The 20,204-nt window shown below is 39.0% G+C and carries 14 protein-coding genes; 8 read left to right on the top strand and 6 right to left on the bottom strand.

Translation table 11 applies throughout. The features are described 5' to 3' along the window. Positions 1 to 7 precede the first annotated feature (7 nt). Positions 8 to 1,216: a chromate efflux transporter gene (gene chrA, locus Q4534_RS04570; RefSeq protein ID WP_303611989.1), complete on the bottom strand. Its 1,209-nt coding sequence runs from the start codon at positions 1,214 to 1,216 to the stop codon at positions 8 to 10. A gap of 9 nt (positions 1,217 to 1,225) precedes the next feature. Next, on the bottom strand, positions 1,226 to 2,206 hold the full coding sequence (locus Q4534_RS04575) for an isopenicillin N synthase family oxygenase (RefSeq protein ID WP_303611990.1): 981 nt from the start codon (positions 2,204 to 2,206) through the stop codon (positions 1,226 to 1,228). 227 nt (positions 2,207 to 2,433) lie between these two features. Between Q4534_RS04575 and Q4534_RS04580 the strand changes: the two genes are divergently transcribed. Then, the gene (locus Q4534_RS04580) at positions 2,434 to 3,201 is read left to right on the top strand and encodes a hypothetical protein (RefSeq protein WP_303611991.1); all 768 of its coding nucleotides are present in this window, start codon (positions 2,434 to 2,436) and stop codon (positions 3,199 to 3,201) included. 19 nt (positions 3,202 to 3,220) lie between these two features. Here Q4534_RS04580 and recO read toward each other — a convergent pair whose 3' ends face one another. Together recO and Q4534_RS04590 are read right to left on the bottom strand one after the other, a co-directional pair. Next, a complete protein-coding gene (recO, locus tag Q4534_RS04585) occupies positions 3,221 to 3,907 on the bottom strand; it encodes a DNA repair protein RecO (protein ID WP_303611992.1) in 687 nt (228 codons plus the stop codon). 11 nt (positions 3,908 to 3,918) lie between these two features. Next, positions 3,919 to 4,497, bottom strand: coding sequence for a thymidine kinase (locus tag Q4534_RS04590; RefSeq protein WP_303611993.1), 579 nt, complete (start codon positions 4,495 to 4,497; stop codon positions 3,919 to 3,921). Positions 4,498 to 4,943: 446 nt separating this feature from the next. On the opposite strand from Q4534_RS04590, the gene Q4534_RS04595 reads away from it, so the two are divergent. Both Q4534_RS04595 and Q4534_RS04600 read left to right on the top strand, forming a co-directional pair. Next, the gene (locus tag Q4534_RS04595) at positions 4,944 to 6,002 is read left to right on the top strand and encodes a hypothetical protein (RefSeq protein WP_303611994.1); all 1,059 of its coding nucleotides are present in this window, start codon (positions 4,944 to 4,946) and stop codon (positions 6,000 to 6,002) included. Then, a complete protein-coding gene (locus tag Q4534_RS04600; protein ID WP_303611995.1) occupies positions 6,002 to 6,685 on the top strand; it encodes a 2'-5' RNA ligase family protein in 684 nt (227 codons plus the stop codon). The genes Q4534_RS04595 and Q4534_RS04600 overlap by 1 nt, the downstream gene beginning before the upstream one ends. Before the next feature lie 33 nt (positions 6,686 to 6,718). Here Q4534_RS04600 and Q4534_RS04605 read toward each other — a convergent pair whose 3' ends face one another. Both Q4534_RS04605 and Q4534_RS04610 read right to left on the bottom strand, forming a co-directional pair. Beyond that, the gene (locus Q4534_RS04605) at positions 6,719 to 8,584 is read right to left on the bottom strand and encodes a hypothetical protein (protein ID WP_303611996.1); all 1,866 of its coding nucleotides are present in this window, start codon (positions 8,582 to 8,584) and stop codon (positions 6,719 to 6,721) included. A gap of 4 nt (positions 8,585 to 8,588) precedes the next feature. Then, entirely contained in the window at positions 8,589 to 9,686 is a 1,098-nt protein-coding gene (locus Q4534_RS04610) for an acyltransferase family protein (protein ID WP_303611997.1), read from the bottom strand. Positions 9,687 to 9,762: 76 nt separating this feature from the next. Between Q4534_RS04610 and Q4534_RS04615 the strand changes: the two genes are divergently transcribed. The 5 genes from Q4534_RS04615 (at position 9,763) to Q4534_RS04635 (ending at position 20,187) form a co-directional block, all read left to right on the top strand. After that, positions 9,763 to 12,375, top strand: coding sequence for a family 20 glycosylhydrolase (locus tag Q4534_RS04615; RefSeq protein WP_303611998.1), 2,613 nt, complete (start codon positions 9,763 to 9,765; stop codon positions 12,373 to 12,375). A gap of 470 nt (positions 12,376 to 12,845) precedes the next feature. Further along, a complete protein-coding gene (locus Q4534_RS04620; protein ID WP_303611999.1) occupies positions 12,846 to 13,373 on the top strand; it encodes an RNA polymerase sigma factor in 528 nt (175 codons plus the stop codon). A gap of 428 nt (positions 13,374 to 13,801) precedes the next feature. Next, positions 13,802 to 15,223 carry a hypothetical protein gene (locus Q4534_RS04625; protein ID WP_303612000.1) on the top strand — a complete coding sequence of 474 codons (1,422 nt, stop codon included), beginning with the start codon at positions 13,802 to 13,804 and terminating at the stop codon, positions 15,221 to 15,223. 1 nt (position 15,224) lies between these two features. Then, complete coding sequence (locus Q4534_RS04630; protein WP_303612001.1) at positions 15,225 to 16,667, top strand: hypothetical protein; 1,443 nt, start codon at positions 15,225 to 15,227, stop codon at positions 16,665 to 16,667. Positions 16,668 to 16,992: 325 nt separating this feature from the next. Beyond that, positions 16,993 to 20,187: a TonB-dependent receptor gene (locus Q4534_RS04635; RefSeq protein WP_303612002.1), complete on the top strand. Its 3,195-nt coding sequence runs from the start codon at positions 16,993 to 16,995 to the stop codon at positions 20,185 to 20,187. The last annotated feature ends 17 nt before the right edge of the window (positions 20,188 to 20,204 follow it).

The raw sequence follows: 20,204 nt of genomic DNA on the forward strand, positions 1-20,204 counted from the left end.
GCGCTGTCTAGAAGCTATTTAAGATCCACTGATAAATTAGGCCTATGCCTACACCTAGGACGATGATTAGCGGAGAAGGAATTTTACTATATCTCAAAAGAATATAGGTGCCGATAATGATTATTATATTGATGAAATTGTTTTCCATGGGTTCGAACAAAAGGTAGGCAGCAGCGATCAACATGCCACAACTCACCGCATTGATGCCTTCTAAGGCAGCCCTTACTGGCCTGTATTTTTTTAATCCATCCCAAAATCGAATCACAAAGAAGATAAGAAAAGTTCCGGGGAGAAAGATTCCTGCAGCAGCAACCAGTCCCCCTGTGATCATTCCTGCTGCTCCCCATTCACGCATGGACAATGCACCGATGTAGGAGCTAATACTAAATGTTGGTCCCGGGATACTTTGGGATATTGCATAGCCGGTAAGGAATTCTTCGGAGCTCAAGTAGTTTTTAAACTCAACAAACTCAGTGTATAAATAGGGGACCAAAACCTGCCCTCCTCCAAATATCAGGGAACCGTTTCTATAAAAATTTTCAAACAGCCTTATGGGTAAAATTCTTGTATAATGTCCCAACACAGCTGCTACAATTAACACTGTTGCCCAGACAATAAAATTGTCCCAAGAGATCTTTATCTCAGATTTTTCTTCAATGATCGGTTGTTTATTATAATTATGGGTAGTGATTAGGCCTCCGATAACCAGCATGACCGGAAAAATAAAGGGGGAATTATAAAAGAAAGCGATGAAGGCTGAAATCATCATTAAAATAGCTGCCTCCACAGAGTGGATCATTTTTTTAATGGTGATTTGAGAGGCATAAATGATATAACCTATGGCCATGGGTTGAATGAATTTTGCAAAACTTAATTCACCTTCTGTATGGGACTGCAGGTATTCTATTAAAAAGGCCGTACTGATCATCAGCAGGGTGGCTGGAAGTATCCATACCAATAAGGAAAGGTAGGCAAGATTGGGTCCACCTACCCTAAAGCCGATGGCTGAGATAGTCTGGGTGGAAGTGGGACCGGGCAAGACAAGGCAGAGAGCATTCAGTTCCAGCAAGTCCTTTTCGGTGATATACCTCCTTTTATTAACCATTATATCGATGACCATGGCCAAAAATACCTGCGGCCCCCCAAAGGCTGTCAGAGAAAGTATGAGCACATCTTTTAGATATATATAATACCTTACCTTCCTGATAGTGGTCATAAATAAGTTTTATTTTTTCAGGCCTAATTCTTTTAGTCTTTCGTCCAAAAACTCACCGGCGGTACAGTCTTCAAATGCTTTTGGGTGGTCTTGATCCACACAAGAATCTAGGCAACTAAGATCCATTTCTGATCTGGGATGTAGAAAAAACGGAATGGAATACCTACTAGTATTCATCAGTTCACGTGGTGGGTTCACCACCCTATGAATGGTTGACTTAAGTTTTTTATTGGTCAGCCTTTCCAACATGTCTCCAACATTTACTACCAATTGATCCGGTAAAGCAGTTATTGGAATCCATTTCCCATCTTTTCTTAGGACTTGCAGTCCATCTGCACTGGCTCCCATCAGCAGGGTGATTAGGTTGATGTCTCCATGTTCTGCTGCTCTTACAGCATCATCCGGTACTGCATCGGGGTCTGTGATTGGGAAATAATGGATTGAGCGAAGGATAGAATTGCCGTTTTCTATTTTACTATCAAAATAATTTTCCTTAAGTCCTAAATTCAATGCGATGGCTTGAAGCATAATCCTTCCTGCGGCTTCAAGGGTTTGAAAGACCTTTATTGAAATGTCCTTGTAACCGGGGATTTCTTTTGGCCATATATTAGCGACATACTCTTCTTTTACATGGTCATCATTGGATATTTGGTCAAGAGGTTGGCCTACATGATAAAATTCTTTTAAATCACCTGTATTTCTGCCTTTGGCATGCTCTTTTCCTTTGCCGGTATATCCCCTTTGAAAGCCTATTTCTGGCTTTTCATACTTGGATTTTTTTTCATCAGGTAGTGAGAAAAAGTTTTGGATGGCCGCATACAACTCATCTTGCATGGCTTGGTCAAGCCCATGGTTTTTTATTGAAACAAAACCAATGTTTTCATAGGCTTCTCCCAATTTGCTAACAAATGCAGCTTTTTTACTCTTATTACCGGAGATAAAATCGGCCAAGTCTAGGCAGGGAACTTCTTCAAATAAAATATCGCTCATTTGATTTTTAAGTTTAATGCAAGGTAATTTTTTTATTGTTAAAAATAAATACCTTTGATTTTTGATTCTTTAATAGAAACTCAAATGGGACTTTATTTGTAAAATAACCATGGTTTCTGCTTTCGAGACAAAGCCCGGGATCAAAAGTAAGGTTTCTTCATAGTAATTTCCAATAAATTAAAATAGAAAAGGTGACAAACTCGTTTGCCTTTTATAAACAATCAAGTATGAATTATTGGTTTAAGTTTTTAGGTGCAGCTTTTGGATTGGTTTTGATGATATCTTGTGATTCTTCAACCAACAAGACCGAAAGCTCAACTGTTCAGCAAAATGAAGGGCAATTGTCAGCAGAAGAACAAATGGTGGAACCTCCGGTTTTTGAGAAGTTTCAGCCCAATATGAACCCGGATGCAATGCTTGATATATACAATCCTTTTGGGAATGAAGATTTTGAAATTGGTAAGGTGGCCTTTTCTTTTAACATTAGAAATCACGGTTTGGGCCAGAAGAATCCTTTGATGCTTTCTCTAAATGGAGGGACCTCTAAACCTTATTCCCAACCAAATTTTCAGTTGGACCTGAACAAAGGAACTTACCGTGCAGTAGCTTATTTACTTAATGAGGAGGGTTTTGCTTTGAAGGAATACGGGAATTATTCAGCCCGTGATTTCACTGTTGGAGGTTCTAAGCCATTTCCGGAGGAGGATGCACCTTATTTAATTCTTCACCTTCCCAATGAGGCCCAGGTTTATCCTTCTGATGTACCGGTGGTGGTAGACTTCCTATACTTGGGAGGAGGACTGGAAAGTGATGGGGTGGAAGTTCATGTTGAAGTAGATGATGCTGTTTATACCCTAAATGAGATTGCAAGTGTGAAAATAGAAAATCTCTCAAAGGGAGTACATCGTTTAAAGGTTAGTTTAATAGATGCCAATAGCGGGAAAGAGCTAGATGGGGTGTTTTCAAGTTATACGCGTAACATCCAAATTCAATAAGCTTTTAAAACCCATTGATTTAGGAGAGAAGAGTCCTCAAAACGGGGAGCGATTTTATTTCCCCAAACCCGTCAATATGAATTTTATAAAACAAGATCCAGTCATCTAACAATTGCCTTTTGATGATTCCCGGGACCATTGGGAAGGTATGAGGTTCTTCATCTAACAGTTGATTTAAGCATTGTATTTTACTATTATAATTACTTCCTGTTTGATCAACAGGCAATTGTAAAAAAAAGTCTTTGGCATCTTCCGGTTCAAAACCCAAATAACGGGAAGTGCTTATCAGAAAGTAAAGTGCAAAAAGTCCGGGTTGGTATTGCTCTGCATCAAGGGATAAAATTTTTACTTTTAAATGATCAAAAAGCAACTCATTTTGGTAGTTGTCAAAGACAACTTTACCAAGTACCTCGGCCATAAACATACTGATGCCTGATCGAATAAAATCAAAAGGAATGCGTTGGAAACTTAAGTCTGATTTTATTTCCGATATTCTGTGAATGTTTGCATTTTCTTTGTCATAAACCACCAAATCAACCAGTGATAATGGTTGAAAAAGGGCGACTTTAGAAGAGGATTTGCTTGATCTAACACCATTCACTACATAGGATTTCAGCCCCAATTCACGAGTGAAAATCTTAGTAATAATCGAAGTTTCTCTGTATTTGGTGTACCCGATTACAATTCCTGTAGTTTTTTTTAGCATCAGCCGGCTATTTACAGGTTATAAAAACACTTTCGGCAGCGGGCTTCATAGCTTTCCTTTTCTCCCAACATAACTTTGGACTTTTCTCCCGAAAGTCGGTAACTATAAGAAGCAAGGTCTCCACATTTCATGCAGATCGCATGTACCTTTGTAACATATTCTGCTATGGCCAATAATTGAGGCATGGGTTCAAACGGTTTGCCTTCAAAATCCATATCCAAGCCGGCAACAATTACCCTTATGCCGTTCTTTGCCAATTGCTCTACCACCGGTATTATTTGGGCATCAAAAAACTGGACCTCATCAATGCCTACTACATCACAATTTCCCGCAAGAAGTAAAATGTCATCGGCAAATTGGACAGGGGTGGAACGTATTATGTTTTCATTGTGGGAAACCACATTGTTCTCATCATACCTTTTATCAATGGCCGGTTTGAAAATCTCCACCCTTTGTTTGGCAATTAACGCCCTGTTTAGCCTTCTGATCAACTCCTCGGTTTTGCCGGAAAACATTGAGCCACAGATTACTTCTAGCTGTCCTTTTGGTCCGGATTTGCCGGTTTTTCCTAGCGATGGCTCAATAAACATAATTTCTGGATAAGGTAAAAAGTCAATACTTCAAAAGGTGCCTTCAGTATAGATTGAATAAGGCCTCCTTAAATTTAAGCATACGAAATTAATGGATTTATATTTATTAATAAAATTATGCCAAGTAAATGCCTTTTCAATTAAATCGACCTTGCTTGATGGTGGGATTAACCAAATTGAGCTAATGGTAGATTAAATGCTGTTCTAAAATAGGCTGATTAATGCTAAAGATCATTGAGATTGCACTTAGAGAAAAAAATCAAATGATCTATTAAACTATTGGGTATGAGTAGGCTATAGGAAGAGCTCGACTGCTGCAGATTTATTGAAATTTGTAGCACTTAATTTTGAGCTTTACATTTTACCCTGCGACTTTATTTAAAGAATAAATTACATAACTTTACCCTAGTGAAATAGGTGGGGAAACAAGTAACATGGCAAAACAAATGACATTAGATCAGGATTATATTGACAGTTATTCCAAAGATTTTTCAAAAAAAATCTGTGAAAATCATTTTAACCATCAAAAAAGAATCAGTGGGCAAGAAATTATAGAATTAAGCGCTTCTACCCAACTTAATTTAATGATAATTAGGGAGCTTTTTGTGGATTGGCAAAAACAAGTTGACTCGTTTTCCCAAAACCCTTATTTTGATTACAGTGACAGTAAGGTACAAGAAGCTTTGGCTACTTTTATGAATGTGCTATCAAGGGCTATAAGTATTGAAAAATCAGATTTTGAGCCTTTGTTGACCAAGGCTGTTACCAAGACCCTTCGATTGGCTATAGAGCCTGTTTCATTTATGGAACAAACATTAGATGATGTGACCAAAGATCATGCTTCTCAGATAAAGGAATTAAAGAAGTATATCAAATGGCATCGGGTAGCTTGGGAGCCCGCAGCAGATGACTTGGCTGCTGATCCGGGTAATCTTTTTTGGAAGCAAAAACTGTATGAGGGTTTCGAAAAAGAAGCAGATGAGTCCATGCAACCTGTGGCTTTGCTTGAACCTTTCCAAGAAATACTGCCACTGGATTTTAATCGTTTGGTTACAGAGGCACCGGAGACCATTGAAGCCCAAGTGGAACCCGAAGTCATTGAAGAAGAAAAAGTAGTTTCTACGCATTATATCATCGAAGATAAAGAAACTGAAGGAGAACAACAGGCAGGGGATGCTACTGAAAAGGAATCCATGGAGACCATAGACCCGGCTATTGTTTGGGCCAAATTTGATGCGGAGGAAAACCCCTATATGAAAGGAAGTATTGCGCAACTGAAAGAGGGAATGGGGATCAATCAGCGTATCATGTTTACGAAAAGGTTATTCCAAGGCAACCCAGACTTGATGGAACAAGCCATCATTGAACTGGATGCGACTGAAAGCTTTTATGAGGCCATTGATTTGCTGAACCATAGTTTTGTGAAAAGCCTAAACTGGGACATCCATTCCGAGGAGGTGATGGAATTGCTGCAATTGATCTTTAGAAAATACGATTCAGAATAATGGGGCTTAAAAACCATTACGCCACCCTGCATAATTCAACTCTTTCCACTGTTAGGAAGGAAGGTTTTTCTTTAGATGTTGAACTGAACAATCCAAATGACCGTAGAAGAGGGTTAACCCTATTGCTAAGGCCTAATCCGACGATTTTGAAGGCTTTAAATGGATTTATTTCCGAAGGTAGAACTGTGCTTTCAGGTCAATATTTTTATCCGCCTTCTGATCTCCACCTCACCATAATGCCCATTATTTCCTGTTATGAAGGCTTCTCTTTGGAAAAGCTGGACTTGAGTGTCTATGATCAACTGATAAAAAATTCACTGAAAGGCATCCGGAAGATTGAAATTAAATTTGAAGGAGTTTTTGCGTCTCCTTCTTGCTTGATGGTCAAGGGTTTTCCCCTGAATGAATACTTAAAGAATTTTAGGCAAAATTTGAGGGAATCCTTTGCCACCTCAAATGTTGAGCAATCCTTGGACAAGCGATACAAATTGGTTGCGGCCCACAGTACCCTGGTCAGGTTTACAAAACCAATTGAAGATATAGACAAGGTGTTTTCTTTGATCGATGCCTATAAAAATTTTAATTTTGGGACACAGTATTTTGATCAAGTAACCTTGGTTTACAATGATTGGTACCAAAGGGAATCAATTGTCAAAACTTTAAATTCTTACCCTCTTCATTGATATAGCTGAAGGGATCGACTTCCCCATTAACTTTTACCTTTTTGGCAGAGCAAAAACATTGTCTACATAAAATTTGCCCAAAGGCACTTTAGAATCTGATCCCGGTAATGGCGGCTCAGGGTCTTCATTGGGTGTTTTTCTATTGGGGAGATCCCTGTAGGGGCCGGTCCTGAATGAAATCCTTTCTACTGATTTCACAGCCACAGTTAGCGGTATCTTTTTTGCAATCAACGCATCGTTCCAATACAAGTCATAATGCCCATTAATACCTGCATGCAGGTCCAATTTTAGGCTATGCCATTTGTTATGATCGATGGGTCCGAGATTTACTTCTTGATGTCCTTCATGGTATATTAAATCTCCGGATGCTGTTAATTTTAAGCGGATAGGCCGGTTGCCAAATTGATCTGTAATGTCCATCTCCATCATGCCTTTATTGGTGTCCGGCACCATAAAATCCCAACCTATTTCAATGTTTTGGCTGGTTTCAAATACCCTGATGGCCCTTGCGTAATCATAAGGGTCTTCGTCAGAAAGTGCTAAGGCCATGCCTGAGTTTATAGGTGAGGTGACAATATTTACCGGTGCCCATCGAGGGGAATAGATATTCCAATTGGGAATGGCTCCATTGTCAGTAAGTTGGTCGAAGTCATCTTTTACCGGACCATGTACCGCATACCTGATAGGAGTTGGCACTTTACTTACCCACATGTCTTCTTTATTCATGCTGTAAGTAAGCCACATGTCATCACCCGGAGGGTTCCCATTTCCTTCAACAATACCTCTGACATAACAAGGACCAAAATCTTTCCATCTACCGTAAAATCTTCGTGGAGGGACTTCCCCTTGCACCAAAACCATGTCATCAAAAATAATTCCGTCATCAGAGCTGACGACTATAAGCGGGTACCTGTATTCATCAATTTTTATGGGATTATAGATTAAGGCATAGCGATTGTCTTCGGTTTGCTGTGCCCATATTTTACCACCGGCCATGGTAAGCGTTTCTGCCTTGACAGGGTTAGAAAAGTGTTTTCCTCCATCTGTTGACAAGGCGGTGGCGGATCTTTTCCAAAAACCTACGATGGCACCATCCTTTCTAGAATAATAAGAAAATGCTTCCCCTCCACGTTTGCCTGTATAGAAGCCATCAAGGCCATTATCTTCATCCCTCCATTGTAGGGTAATCAGGGTATTGGCCAATAACTCTTCACAGGCGGCAACAAAAGCTTCGTCCGTGGATGTTTTATAAAATGGATAAGAGGTGTTGGTCTCATCCCATTGGGTATGGCTATTGTACCGAATAAAATAGATTGGCCCATAACTACCATCTTCTTTTACCTCTCTCACTACTCTTCCGATACCACCCATTTCAAATGGATCTTCTGTATGTCCATAAAAAGCAAGGGTGAGTAATTTGCCATTTTTACTGACATAGAAACCCATCCGTTGATGCATCATATAGCCATCATACCCTTCAGGGATTTGGACACCGGCAGGTGGAGCATAAGGAGGGAAAATTACTTCCGGTTTGGACCATTTTCTGCCATCTTTAGAAGTGATCATTAAGGTTTGTCCGGGGGCAATGTGTTCATCAACAGGATTGCTTAAGTATTGTTGATAAAATGTCCCCTTCCAATAAGCCAAATTAGAAGCGTGGTTGTAAGTCCAGCCATGGTTATCTGCCAGTCCGGGCTTGGTTCTATTAACCCGTAACGTTTGTCTGCTGTCCACACCAATAGCATACCTTAATCTTCCTTCATGAAGGTCAGGATCAATGCTCTCTCCTCCAATATACCGCACCGGCTCATGAATGCTGCCTGTTTGGCTAAAAACAGTTAGCGGCAAACAAAAGAAGAACAATAGTCGACAATAAAAACAAAGGTTACGGGTTATCATTGAATTATAATTTAATAAAGATTTTTTTCTTGTACAGGATGTAAGCCGGTATAAAATTGATCATTACAAACAAAATTGCATACAGCATGCTCACCAGATTAACGGGCAACCCAATTCCTGTGAACAGGTCTAAAAAGTGTGCGTTAAGTGATTGACCTCCAATTTCAAATCCATAAAATACCAAGGACAATACATCTGCTAATACATATACAGAAATAGCATTGGCACCGAAAATGATCCCAACAGAGGTGCCTTTCTTTTTACCAAGAATATCTACCAAGAAATAGCTTGCTCCTAAACCAATAAAACCTGCTCCCCCCGTTATCAGTGTGAAGGAACTGGTCCAAAGATGCTTGTTGATAGGGAAAACTTGAGCCCAAAGTAAACCGATCAGAACAAGCACAAGTCCAATTGACATAAGGTAATTTGATTTCAAATTTTCATTGAAATTGGACAATAGAATCCTTCCGGCCAAAAGCCCTAAAATACCCGTTACTATGGCAGGGAGAGTAGAGAAAAAACCTTCAGGATCCCAACTTCCTTCCCACATTTTACCCGGTAAAAACATGCGGTCAATCCAAGCAGCAAGGTTTCTTCCGGGTTCTAACATAACAACTCCCTCGTCCGGTGTTGGAATCAAGGTCATGCAGAGCCAGTAAAACACAAGGATACCACCACCTAGGTAAGCTTGCTTTTTCCAACCTACATTTAAAAAAAGAAACGAACTTGCCAAAAAGACAATTGAAATCCTTTGTAAAACCCCTGCGATGCGCATATGGGAAAAATCAAAATCCGGAATGAGGTTTAGAAAAATTCCTAAAACAAAAAGCTTTATGGCACGAATGATAATTTTTTTATACATGCCGGCTTTTGGCACCCCTTCATCCAATCTCTTAGAATATGCGAAAGCCACAGAAACACCTACCATAAAAATGAAGAATGGAAAAATAAAATCTGTCATTGTCATTCCATGCCATTCTGCATGCAGTAAGGGTGGATATACATGGCTCCATGATCCGGGGTAATTCACTAGAATCATGGCGGCAATGGTAAATCCCCGGAGCGCATCCAGAGATATCAATCTTGTAATTGTAGGCTTCATACAATATATTTTTTTTATTTAATAGTCAATTTAATACCATAAGGTGTAATAATAAGGCTACTTAAACATTTTAATTATGAATAAAATCACTCAGATCTTTACCTTTTTAATTATTATAAATGGGTTTTTTGCCTGCCAAACATCTCCCAATTGGAATGAAGCAGTTGAAAATATTTATATCGATTGGGAATTAAAAACCAACTTCACAGCCGAGGAGGGACAGTTCGAGGCTGTTTTTGGAATTGAAAATCAAAGCAATTATTCGCTAGGTGAAAAAGACTGGGCATTATTTTTTAGTATGTCACCCAGAGGGATTGTCTCAACTGAAAATGCAGACATTACCCATATCAATGGAGATTGGTATAAAATAAGTCCTATCGAAGGTTTCTCTTTGGCCCCCGGCGAGCGGATAGAAATTCCTTACGTAGGGATAGAAGGTGTGATCAAAGAAGCAGATGCTCCTATGGGGATGTATTTTGTCTTTTATGAAGAAAATGGGTTGTCTGAAGAAATAGTTGCAGTAAATAATGTAGAGGTCAAACCGTTTTTGGAGGATCAGCAACGTTTGAGAGGGGCCATGGATAAGGAAGCACCTTATTCTGCCGCGAGTCAATATGAAAGCAATTCCCAATTGGAGAAATTGGAAAATGAAGATTTGTTACCTATTATCCCTACTCCCTTTCAAGTAAATAAAAGAGAGGGCATTTATACAATCGATAAAGCCCTATCAATTGGTTTTGAAAAGGGATTATCCAATGAGGCCGAATACCTTGGTAATAAATTAAGTGAACTTACAGGAGAAAAGTTTTCAATTGAAGAGGTAAGTGGGGATCATTCCGAGATTGTATTGAAGCTTGCAGATATAGAGGTGAATGGAAAAGAAGAAGAAGCCTATCAATTGGCAATTGACCAAAGTGGCGTTTCTATTTCAGGAAGTGATCCTGCAGGGGTGTTTTATGGATTACAAAGTTTATTGGCCCTTTTAGGCAATGAAGCCTATCTAACTCAAAAATTGCCATTGACTTTACCTTATATAAGTATTGCTGATGCGCCAAGGTTTGGTTTCAGAAGTTTACACATGGATGTGGCCAGAAATTTTCAATCCAAAGAGACCATTAAAAAGACATTGGACATCATGTCCCACTATAAGTTAAATCATTTCCTATTTTATACTACGGAGGATGAAGGATGGAGAGTGGAAATCCCCGGCTTGCCGGAATTGACAGAAGTGGGTGGACAAAGAGAACATACCCAAAGCATGGATGATCCTGTAGTTCATCCGGGCTATGGATCAGGGCCATTTGCTTATGAAGAAGGAAAGAATGGAAGTGGATTTTATAGTAGAGAAGAATTTGTAGATATTCTAGAATATGCAAAAGCGCGCCATATAACGGTGATTCCTGTGCTTAACTTTCCAGGTCATGCTCGTGCAGCCATCAAATCCATGGAAAGAAGGTATTTGAGGTTGATGGAAGAGGGAAAGAAAGAAGAGGCGGAAGCATACCGCTTAGTAGATCCGGAAGATCAATCTGAATACATGTCTGCACAGTCATTCAAAGACAATGTGGTCAATGTGGCTAGCGCCTCAACCTACGATTTTTACCTTAAAGTAGTGGATGAGTTGGCAAAGATGTATGAAGATGCCGGCTTGGAACTCAAAAAAATGCATTCAGGAGGAGATGAAGTGGCGGAAGGTGCATGGACAGCCTCACCTCAAGCCAAGAAGCTTTTAGAAAGCTTGCCTGAAATCAATGATCCAAAGAACCTTCAAACTTACTTTTTTAGCACCTTATTGGATAAGCTGGCAGATAGGGGATTGGAAATGCATGTATGGGAAGAGATGGTACTGTTGAAAGACGAATCAGGCGTCTATATACCCAATCCGGAATTTGCGGGTAAAAATGTGGTGCCTTATATATGGAACAATATGTTTGATTATCCTGATCTTGGGTACCAACTGGCCAATATGGGCTATGAAGTAGTGTTATGTAATGTGTCAAACTTTTACTTTGACCTGGCCTATAGCAATGACCCCGAAGAGCCGGGCCTGTATTGGGCAGGCTTTGTCAATACCAAGAATGCTTGGGCTTTTGCTCCTTATGATTGGTTCAAGACTACTTATAAAACCAGCATGGGGGAAATTATTGATAGAGAGAAGGATTTCAAAGATATGGTTAGGATTGACCCTGCCGCGAAAAATAATATTATAGGGCTGGAGGCACAGCTTTGGACAGAAACAGTAAAAGGCCCTGAAATGGCAGAATATTATATGTTTCCTAAGATGCTTGGTTTTGCAGAGAGTGCTTGGGCAGCTGAACGAGAATGGGAAAAAGAACCTGACTTGGAAAAAATGGACCAAAAAATTACTAAAGGCTGGAATGAATTCGCCAATAAAGTAGGTCAAACGGCTTTTCCAAAACTGAAATGGTGGAATGGAGGATTAAACTATCGTGTGGCTCCTCCGGGGGCGAAAGTTTTGGATGGTAAACTACATGCCAATGTAAATTTCCCCGGATTGGAAATACGATATACCACTGATGGAACAGAACCGACCATGGCTTCAACTGTCTATACAGGACCTATAGAAATTAATGAGGAAATAATATTAAAGGTATTTGATAATACAGGTAAAGGTAGTAGATCCGTTTCGGTGTCTCCAAAAGTATGGGAGTTGCGAGAATCGAAATAAAAAATAAATTTTATTTTGATTTTCTAAGGTTAAGCGTATGATTTGTATGGTTCGGCTAGTTTGAGATAGTTAGAAAAGAATTTTATTCTAAATATTTGTTGGTTTTCAGAATATTTGCTTTTTTTAATGCTTTTGAAAAGTGTTAATTCTTCGATCTAATAATTCTGTAGTACATAAAAAATATAGAATAAAAACTTAATGTATGATAATATAACACAATTTTAATTTTGGGGTAATATTTAGACAAATTTTGTAATCAATTCATTAAATTTTTATAAAAAAAATCATAATCCATTCATTTACAATTATTAGCGAATTCTCATTTTTCGCAAAATGAAGATTTAAATACGTGATTTGCGCAGAAATTACCAATTTATTCCTTGATATTCATAAATAATTAGAAGGCCAAATAGGATTTACATATTCTATTTGGTCTCTAAATACTTTATCAAAACATAAATACTTGGAATATGGAGCAGCCTGACAAAAAAGTAATGGATGGTTTTCGAAATGGCGATAGAAAAGCCTTTGAAAAAATTTACCAATATTACAGAGTACCTGTAATTCGCTTCAGTGTTTCCATAATTAAGGATGAACAGGAAGCTGAGAATATCTACCATGAGGTATTCATGAAAATTCTTAAAAGGAGGAAAAACATTAAACCGGAATTAAATTTTAATTCTTATGTTTTTACTTCGGTGAAAAATGAAATCTTTGACTACCTCAAGGCCTTAAACAAAAACAAAACTTTGAAAGAGCAGTTTTGGGAAAGAGTTCATCAGCAAGAAGATGATTGTGCCCAGGTAAAGGAGGAACAATTGACCAAGATGGAACAAATTATTCGAAACCTGTCTCCCAAGAGAAGACAGATTTTGGAAATGAACTATTTTGAGAAAAAGTCCTACAATGAAATTGCCGACCTTTTGATGATTTCAAAAAATACCGTGAAAAATCAGCTGGTAAAGGCAAAGTTTATCCTAAGAAAGGAAATGGAGTAACTTTATGAATTAAATGCTTACGTTAGAATAAATGAAGTTGGGTTTGATAGAGCAACTTCGTTTGTAAGGGATTTTTATTGCCAAAATTTATTTTTTTTTTTCACCACCCAATGCGATAAGAAATTGGGGCTGTATCCGGTAAAACCTCTGACATTTTTTTACATAGCTGGATCTTGTTTTTTATAAGGCATACTATTGTTGGATTTCAATGTAAAAGTATCCTAGAACTCTTCCCCGTATGTGATCTTGATTGGTCATTTTTATGTTATAGTTTATTCTTCGGTTTGGCCAATGAACCGTTCACAGATAATTCTTCTGCAAAATTGTATTGAAATAATATATAAAAGTAGGAGGAATTGCCTATCCCATAGTATAACTTTAGTGTTCGCCTTTAATACATTGTTTTAATTCTTAAAATTTATTGTCTCATGGCTAAAGTTAATTGGTTTATATTGTTGTTGCTTATTCCAATTAGTTATCAGGGTTTTTCCCAGCACGCGTTCATTGGGAGCAATAGGGAGTTATTTGTAGATGATTTTTTGATTGATCAACTAGATGGGGCAAGCTTGAAAATGCATGCGCCAATAGATGAGGGAGTTGCCTTTTATTTAGATAAACCTTGGGAAGGGAAATTTTCGACCTACACAACAATTATCCATGATCAAGGAGTTTTTAGAGCTTATTATCGTGGTTTGCCTGATGTGGTAGAGGGAAATAATCAAAGGTTGACCTGTTATGCAGAATCCAAAGATGGCATTGATTGGTACAAACCAAATTTGGGCATTCATGAAATTAAAGGATCGAAAGACAACAACGTGATTTTGGTTGATGAAGAGTTAACCCCGAATTTCACTCCTTTTCTGGATACAAACCCTAATGCAAAGGCTGAAGAGAAGTTCAAAGCATTAGCCGGAAAACAAGCTACCGGTTTATATGCCCTTTCATCAGCAGATGGGATACATTGGGTTAAAATCCAAGATAAGCCAGTTTTGCAGGAGGGTAATCTTGACTCTCAAAATGTAAGTTTTTGGTCCACTACTGAGAATAAATACTTGGTATTCTTCAGATCTACTGACTCAGGATTTAGGTCGGTAAGCAGGGCTACTTCTACTGATTTTAAATCGTGGGATAAAGGGATTGCCATGACCTTTGGTTCTGCTCCTTTGGAACATATATATACACAACAGACAAGCCCTTATTTTAGGGCTCCTCAATTATATTTAGCCGTTGGAGCTAGGTTTATGCCGGACAAACAGGTTTTGACTGATGGACAAGCTACTGAAATGGGGATTGACCCTAATTATTATAAGGCCTGTTCAGATGCTTTTTTGATGACTTCCAGAGGAGGGAATCTTTACAATCGTTATTTTATGGAGTCCTTTATCAGGCCTGGTATAGGTTTAAACAATTGGGTTTCACGGACCAATTATCCGGCTTTAAACGTGGTTCAAACCAGTCCCCATGAAATGTCTATATATGTAAATCAGGATTATGCACAGTCTACCGCTCATTTAAGAAGATACAGTATAAGATTGGATGGCTTTGCCTCCCTGTCTTCCGGATATGCCGGTGGGGAAATGATTACCAAGCCTTTTGTTTTTGAAGGCAATGCCTTGGAGTTAAATTATTCCACTTCTGCTGCAGGTGAGATATATGTGGAATTGCTTGATGAAAATGGTAATATAATCCCGGGCTTTTCCAAAGAAGAATGTCAGCCAATTATAGGAAACGAGCTATCGAGGATGGTATATTGGAATAAATCTACCAATGTTTCCAAGCTTTCCGGCATGGCTGTCAGAATGAAAATATATTTGAAAGACGCAGAAATTTACTCATTTAGATTTTATTAAAATGTTGGTATTAAAGAAAAACACACTATTTGCCTTATTCCTTTTTGTTCAAAGTTTGGCATTGGCTCAAATCCCTAATATTGGCACAAACCGGGAGTTGTTTGTAGATGATTACCTGATAGAAAAGTTAGAGGGGGCTGAATTGACTTTGCATGAACCAATTGATCAAGGAGAAGTGATAAGGTTTGAAAAGCCTTGGGAAGGTGCATTTTCAGCTTATTTCACAGTCATTAAGGATGGGGATACCTATAGGGCCTATTATAGAGGGGTGCCCGAAGCAGGCAGTGATGGGAATGATGCAGAGGTAACCTGTTATGCTGAATCCAAAGATGGTATTAATTGGGTCAAGCCGGATCTAAAACTATTCACGGTGAAAGGAACCAAAAAAAACAATGTAATATTGGCGAATGCTGCACCGGTTACCCATAATTTCAGCCCATTTGTGGATAGCAACCCCTTGGCCAAAAGCTCCCAAAAATACAAGGCCTTAGGCGGTACTAAAAAAAGTGGCTTGGTGGCCTATGTTTCTGCAGATGGAAAAGAATGGAAGAAGTTGCAGGAGGAGCCTGTTTTTAGCGAGGGGGTATTTGATTCTCAAAATGTAGTTTTTTGGTCTGCTAGTGAAGCGCAATACGTATGTTATTTCCGGACTTGGACAGGGGATGGTTACACGGGCTTTCGCTCGGTTGGAAGAACGACCTCAAAGGATTTTATCAATTGGACAAGCCCTGTTCAAATGAGTTTTGGAAACACTCCTTATGAGCATTTGTATACCCAACAAACTAGTCCTTACTTTCGTGCACCTCATATTTATTTGGCCATAGGTGCTCGATTTATGCCCAACAGGAAAGTAGTTAACGACGAGGAAGCCAAGCAATTGGGAGTAAACCCCAAGTATTATAATGATTGCTCTGATGCGATATTGATGTCCTCAAGAGGTGGAGGAGCTTATCAAAGGCAGTTTATGGAATCTTTTATTAAACCCGGTATTGGTTTGCAAAACTGGGTTTCCAGGTCCAATTATCCTGCTTTAAACATTGTGCAAACCGGTCCTACGGAAATGTCTGTCTATGTAAATCAAGATTATGCCCAGCCTACTGCACACCTTAGAAGATACTCCATGAGATTGGATGGTTTTGCCTCTTTGTCTACCGGATTTAATGGTGGAGAATTGATTACCAAGCCGTTTATATTTGAAGGTGGTACCTTGGAATTGAATTATTCAACCTCTGCTGCCGGAGAAATACTAATTGAATTATTGGACGAAGGTGGCAATAAGTTGCCCGGATACTCAATGGAGGAATGTCAGCCTATCATAGGCAATGAAATTTCCAGAACAGTTTATTGGAACAAATCCAAAGATCTAACCAAGTTAGCTGGAAAACCTGTTAAGATGAGGATCTATTTAAAAGATGCGGACATTTATTCTTTTAAATTTGATTGATAATGCTTGGAAATGATAACGGTAGATTTTTGTAATTCTTCAGCTAGAGAAAACAGTGACATTTACTTTCTGATTAAAAACAATTTGACAATTTCGAACCAGATTGTGTTGGGTGAATCCTAGGAAGCCTTCAAATAATTCTAAGGCCTAAAGCCCTTAAATTGAAAATTAAATTAATCTTAAAATTCAACTAAAATCTTACTTAGTCCCATGGTTGATACATTGAAATATTGTATTAATAATGTAAAATAAAGTATAAGAAAACAGTTAATTCATATAATATCTTTGGTATGTACATTAATGTGCCTTATTAAATTATTATTATATGAAAAAATATATACAAGAATTACGTCTCTTTGGGCTGATGATCCTGTTATTGATCATGGCTGGATCGGAAGGTTATTCACAAGGTGCCAGAGAGGTTACCGGGACCATCACCGATGAGTCTGGGGAGTCTCTTCCCGGGGTGAATATTTTGGTAAAAGGTACCGCTGCAGGTACAGTTTCAGACATTGATGGAATGTTTAAGATAGCTGTTCCTACAGACAAGGATATTCTATTGTTTTCATTTATTGGATACAGCAATCAAGAGGTAAGTATAGGGAACAAAAGCTCAATAAATGTAATCCTTTCCTCTTCGCTATCCGACATGGATGAAGTTGTTGTGATTGGTTTTGGAGAGCAGTCCCGGGAATTATTAACCACCTCTGTGTCTAAAATGGATGAGCGTGTTCTAGAAAATGTTCCCTATTCGAACGCTGCCTCTGCTATGCAGGGAACGTTGGCCGGAGTTAGGGTTCAGACCACTTCCGGACAACCTGGAGCTGCTCCTACAGTAATTGTAAGGGGAGGAACTTCCATCAATAATCCAAATGGAGCTAACCCATTGTATGTAGTGGATGGGGTTATCAGGCCTGATATAAACAATCTCGCACCAGGAGATATAGAAACGTTTCAGGTTTTAAAAGATGCTGCCTCTACCTCAATATACGGTGCAAGAGGATCAAACGGTGTAGTAGTAATCACTACCAAATCTGCAAAGGCTGGTTATGTGTCTGTCAATTATTCGGGGAGTTATTCAATGTCTCAGCCGAGCAGCTTGTATGACCTGGCTTCTGCACGGGATTATTTGACATTCGCCAGACGGGCCATGATTGTGCAAGACATCTTCCCTGACGCATCCTTCAGGCTAACCAATCCGGTTGGTTTTGGCACAGGAAATGATCTTAGCAATAGCACAGCTTATACCACTCAATACTTAACTTCTGAAAATGAGTACAAATTAAATGAAGGTTGGGAAAGCATGCCGGACCCTATTGACCCTTCCAAAACTTTGATCTTTAAGGATACCGATTGGCAGGATGTTTTATTCAGAACTGCTGCAATCCAGAATCACCATGTATCGGTTTCTGGTGGAACAGAAAAGGCAAAAGTAAGTGCGAGCTTAGGTTACTTGGACAATCAGGGGATAGCCATTACTACAGGTTATAAGCGTTATACCATGAATGTAAATGGAGATTTTAAAGTAAGCGATAAGTTCAGCTTTTATGGCATTGTTAATTATGCCAATTCAAAAGACAATCAAGTAAACAGTATTACCAATATTTTTGCCAGAGCCATTACATTACCTCCTACAACCAAATACATGTTTGAGGATGGAACTCTTGCTCCTGGACAGGCTTTAAGTGAAGGAAACCCTGAATATGTTTTAAGAAACAGAGTAGCAGAAAATAGCGTAGAGAACCTTACTTTTTCTGTGGGTTCAAGATGGCAGATAACGCCGGAATTAAGTTTTGACCCGCAACTCTCTATTTATAATAGAACCAGTGATTCCTACAATTTCCAGCCGGCAGTATTAAATGGGCCAAATAATTTGGTGGACAACAGGGCTGCAAGTGCTTCCATTTCAAAATGGAGGCAGACACAGGTTGATGCAGTTTTTCATTATAGCAAAACATTTGGAGATGATCATAATATTAATGCGACCGCAGGTTATGCTTATTTTGGAAGAAATACCTCTTCCCTTTATGCGGCGGGACAAGGCGCTTCCACTGACCTTATACCAACCTTAAATGCTTCTGCTGAAGCAACCAGTGTTAGCAGTTCTATCTCAGATCAGGTTATACATGGCTATTTTGGTAGGGTAAATTATGATTTCAATTACAAATACTTGGTTTCATTAAATGCGAGGTATGATGGTGCATCAAATCTTGGAGCCAATTACCAATGGGGATTTTTTCCTGGTGTGGCATTGGGCTGGAACATGCACAATGAAGATTTCTGGGAAGCATTGCCCGAGAATGTATTCAGTAAGCTTAAGATCAGAACAAGTTACGGAATCAATGGGAACATAGGCAATTTAGGAGATTTTGCTGCGCAGGGTGCTTATGGTGTAGGTTTAAGGTATGGAGGTTATGCCGGTATCCAGAATACATTAATCCCCAATCCGGAATTGAAATGGGAGCGATCCAAAACCCTAAATTTCGGTGCTGACCTTACCTTATTTGATCGCTTAGGGATTGTCCTTGATGTATACAGAAGAGTGACGGATAATTTGATTACTGATCTTGCCTTAGCCCCATCCACAGGTTTTGGCAGTACTCTTACCAACTTGGGTAGTTTAGAAAACAAGGGGGTTGAGGTAGAAGTTAATTACAATATTTTACCTGCGACTTCAGCCTTCCAATGGAATCTTGCAGCCAATGTGGCAACCCTACAAAATAAAATTTTAAAACTGCCTGAAAATGGAGTTGAGAATAATAGAGTGGGCGGATATTATGTATGGGATACTGCACTTGGTGATTATGCCTGGAAAGGGGGCCTTCAGGAAGGTGGAAGTTTAGGTGAGTATTACTCCCATAGACAATTAGGAGTTTATGCTACCGATCAGGATGCAGAAAGCGCACCTAGTGATATTTATAAAAGATACCCTGATGTTTCCTTTGGTGGAGATTTTATCTGGGATGATTTGGATAATAATGGTGTCATAGATGAAAAAGATATGGTAAATGTTGGAACTGAATTCCCAACCTTAACCGGAGGTTTTACCAATACTTTTTCGTACAAAAACCTAATGCTTAGCCTGCGAATGGATTATACGATGGGGCATACCATTTTTAATTATGCTCGTGCATTTATGGAAGGGCAATGGAAACTAAACATGAACCTCACCCAGAATTTGGTTGACAATGGCTGGCAAGAACAAGGTGATATCGCAGCGTTACCAAGGTACGATTGGGAAAGTACCAGAGCACAGTACAATGTTTTCCCAACCCGTACAGGGCAAGGCTATTATGAGTCAGGAGACTACTTGGCCATAAGAGAACTAAGTATCAGTTATAACTTGCCACAAAGCTTGTTAACACCTGTGCATTTACAAAATGTCAGGCTAAGTATTACGGGGAATAATCTATACTATTTCACAAAATACCAGGGGCTAAACCCGGAATTTGGTGGACGAGATTATGGTCGTTATCCCATTCCGAGAAACTTTATTTTCGGTCTAAATATTACCTTCTAATTTAAAATTAAGGAATC

The organism is Cyclobacterium sp. 1_MG-2023 (assembly GCF_030546805.1).
In the GTDB taxonomy this organism is placed as follows: Bacteria; Bacteroidota; Bacteroidia; order Cytophagales; family Cyclobacteriaceae; genus Cyclobacterium.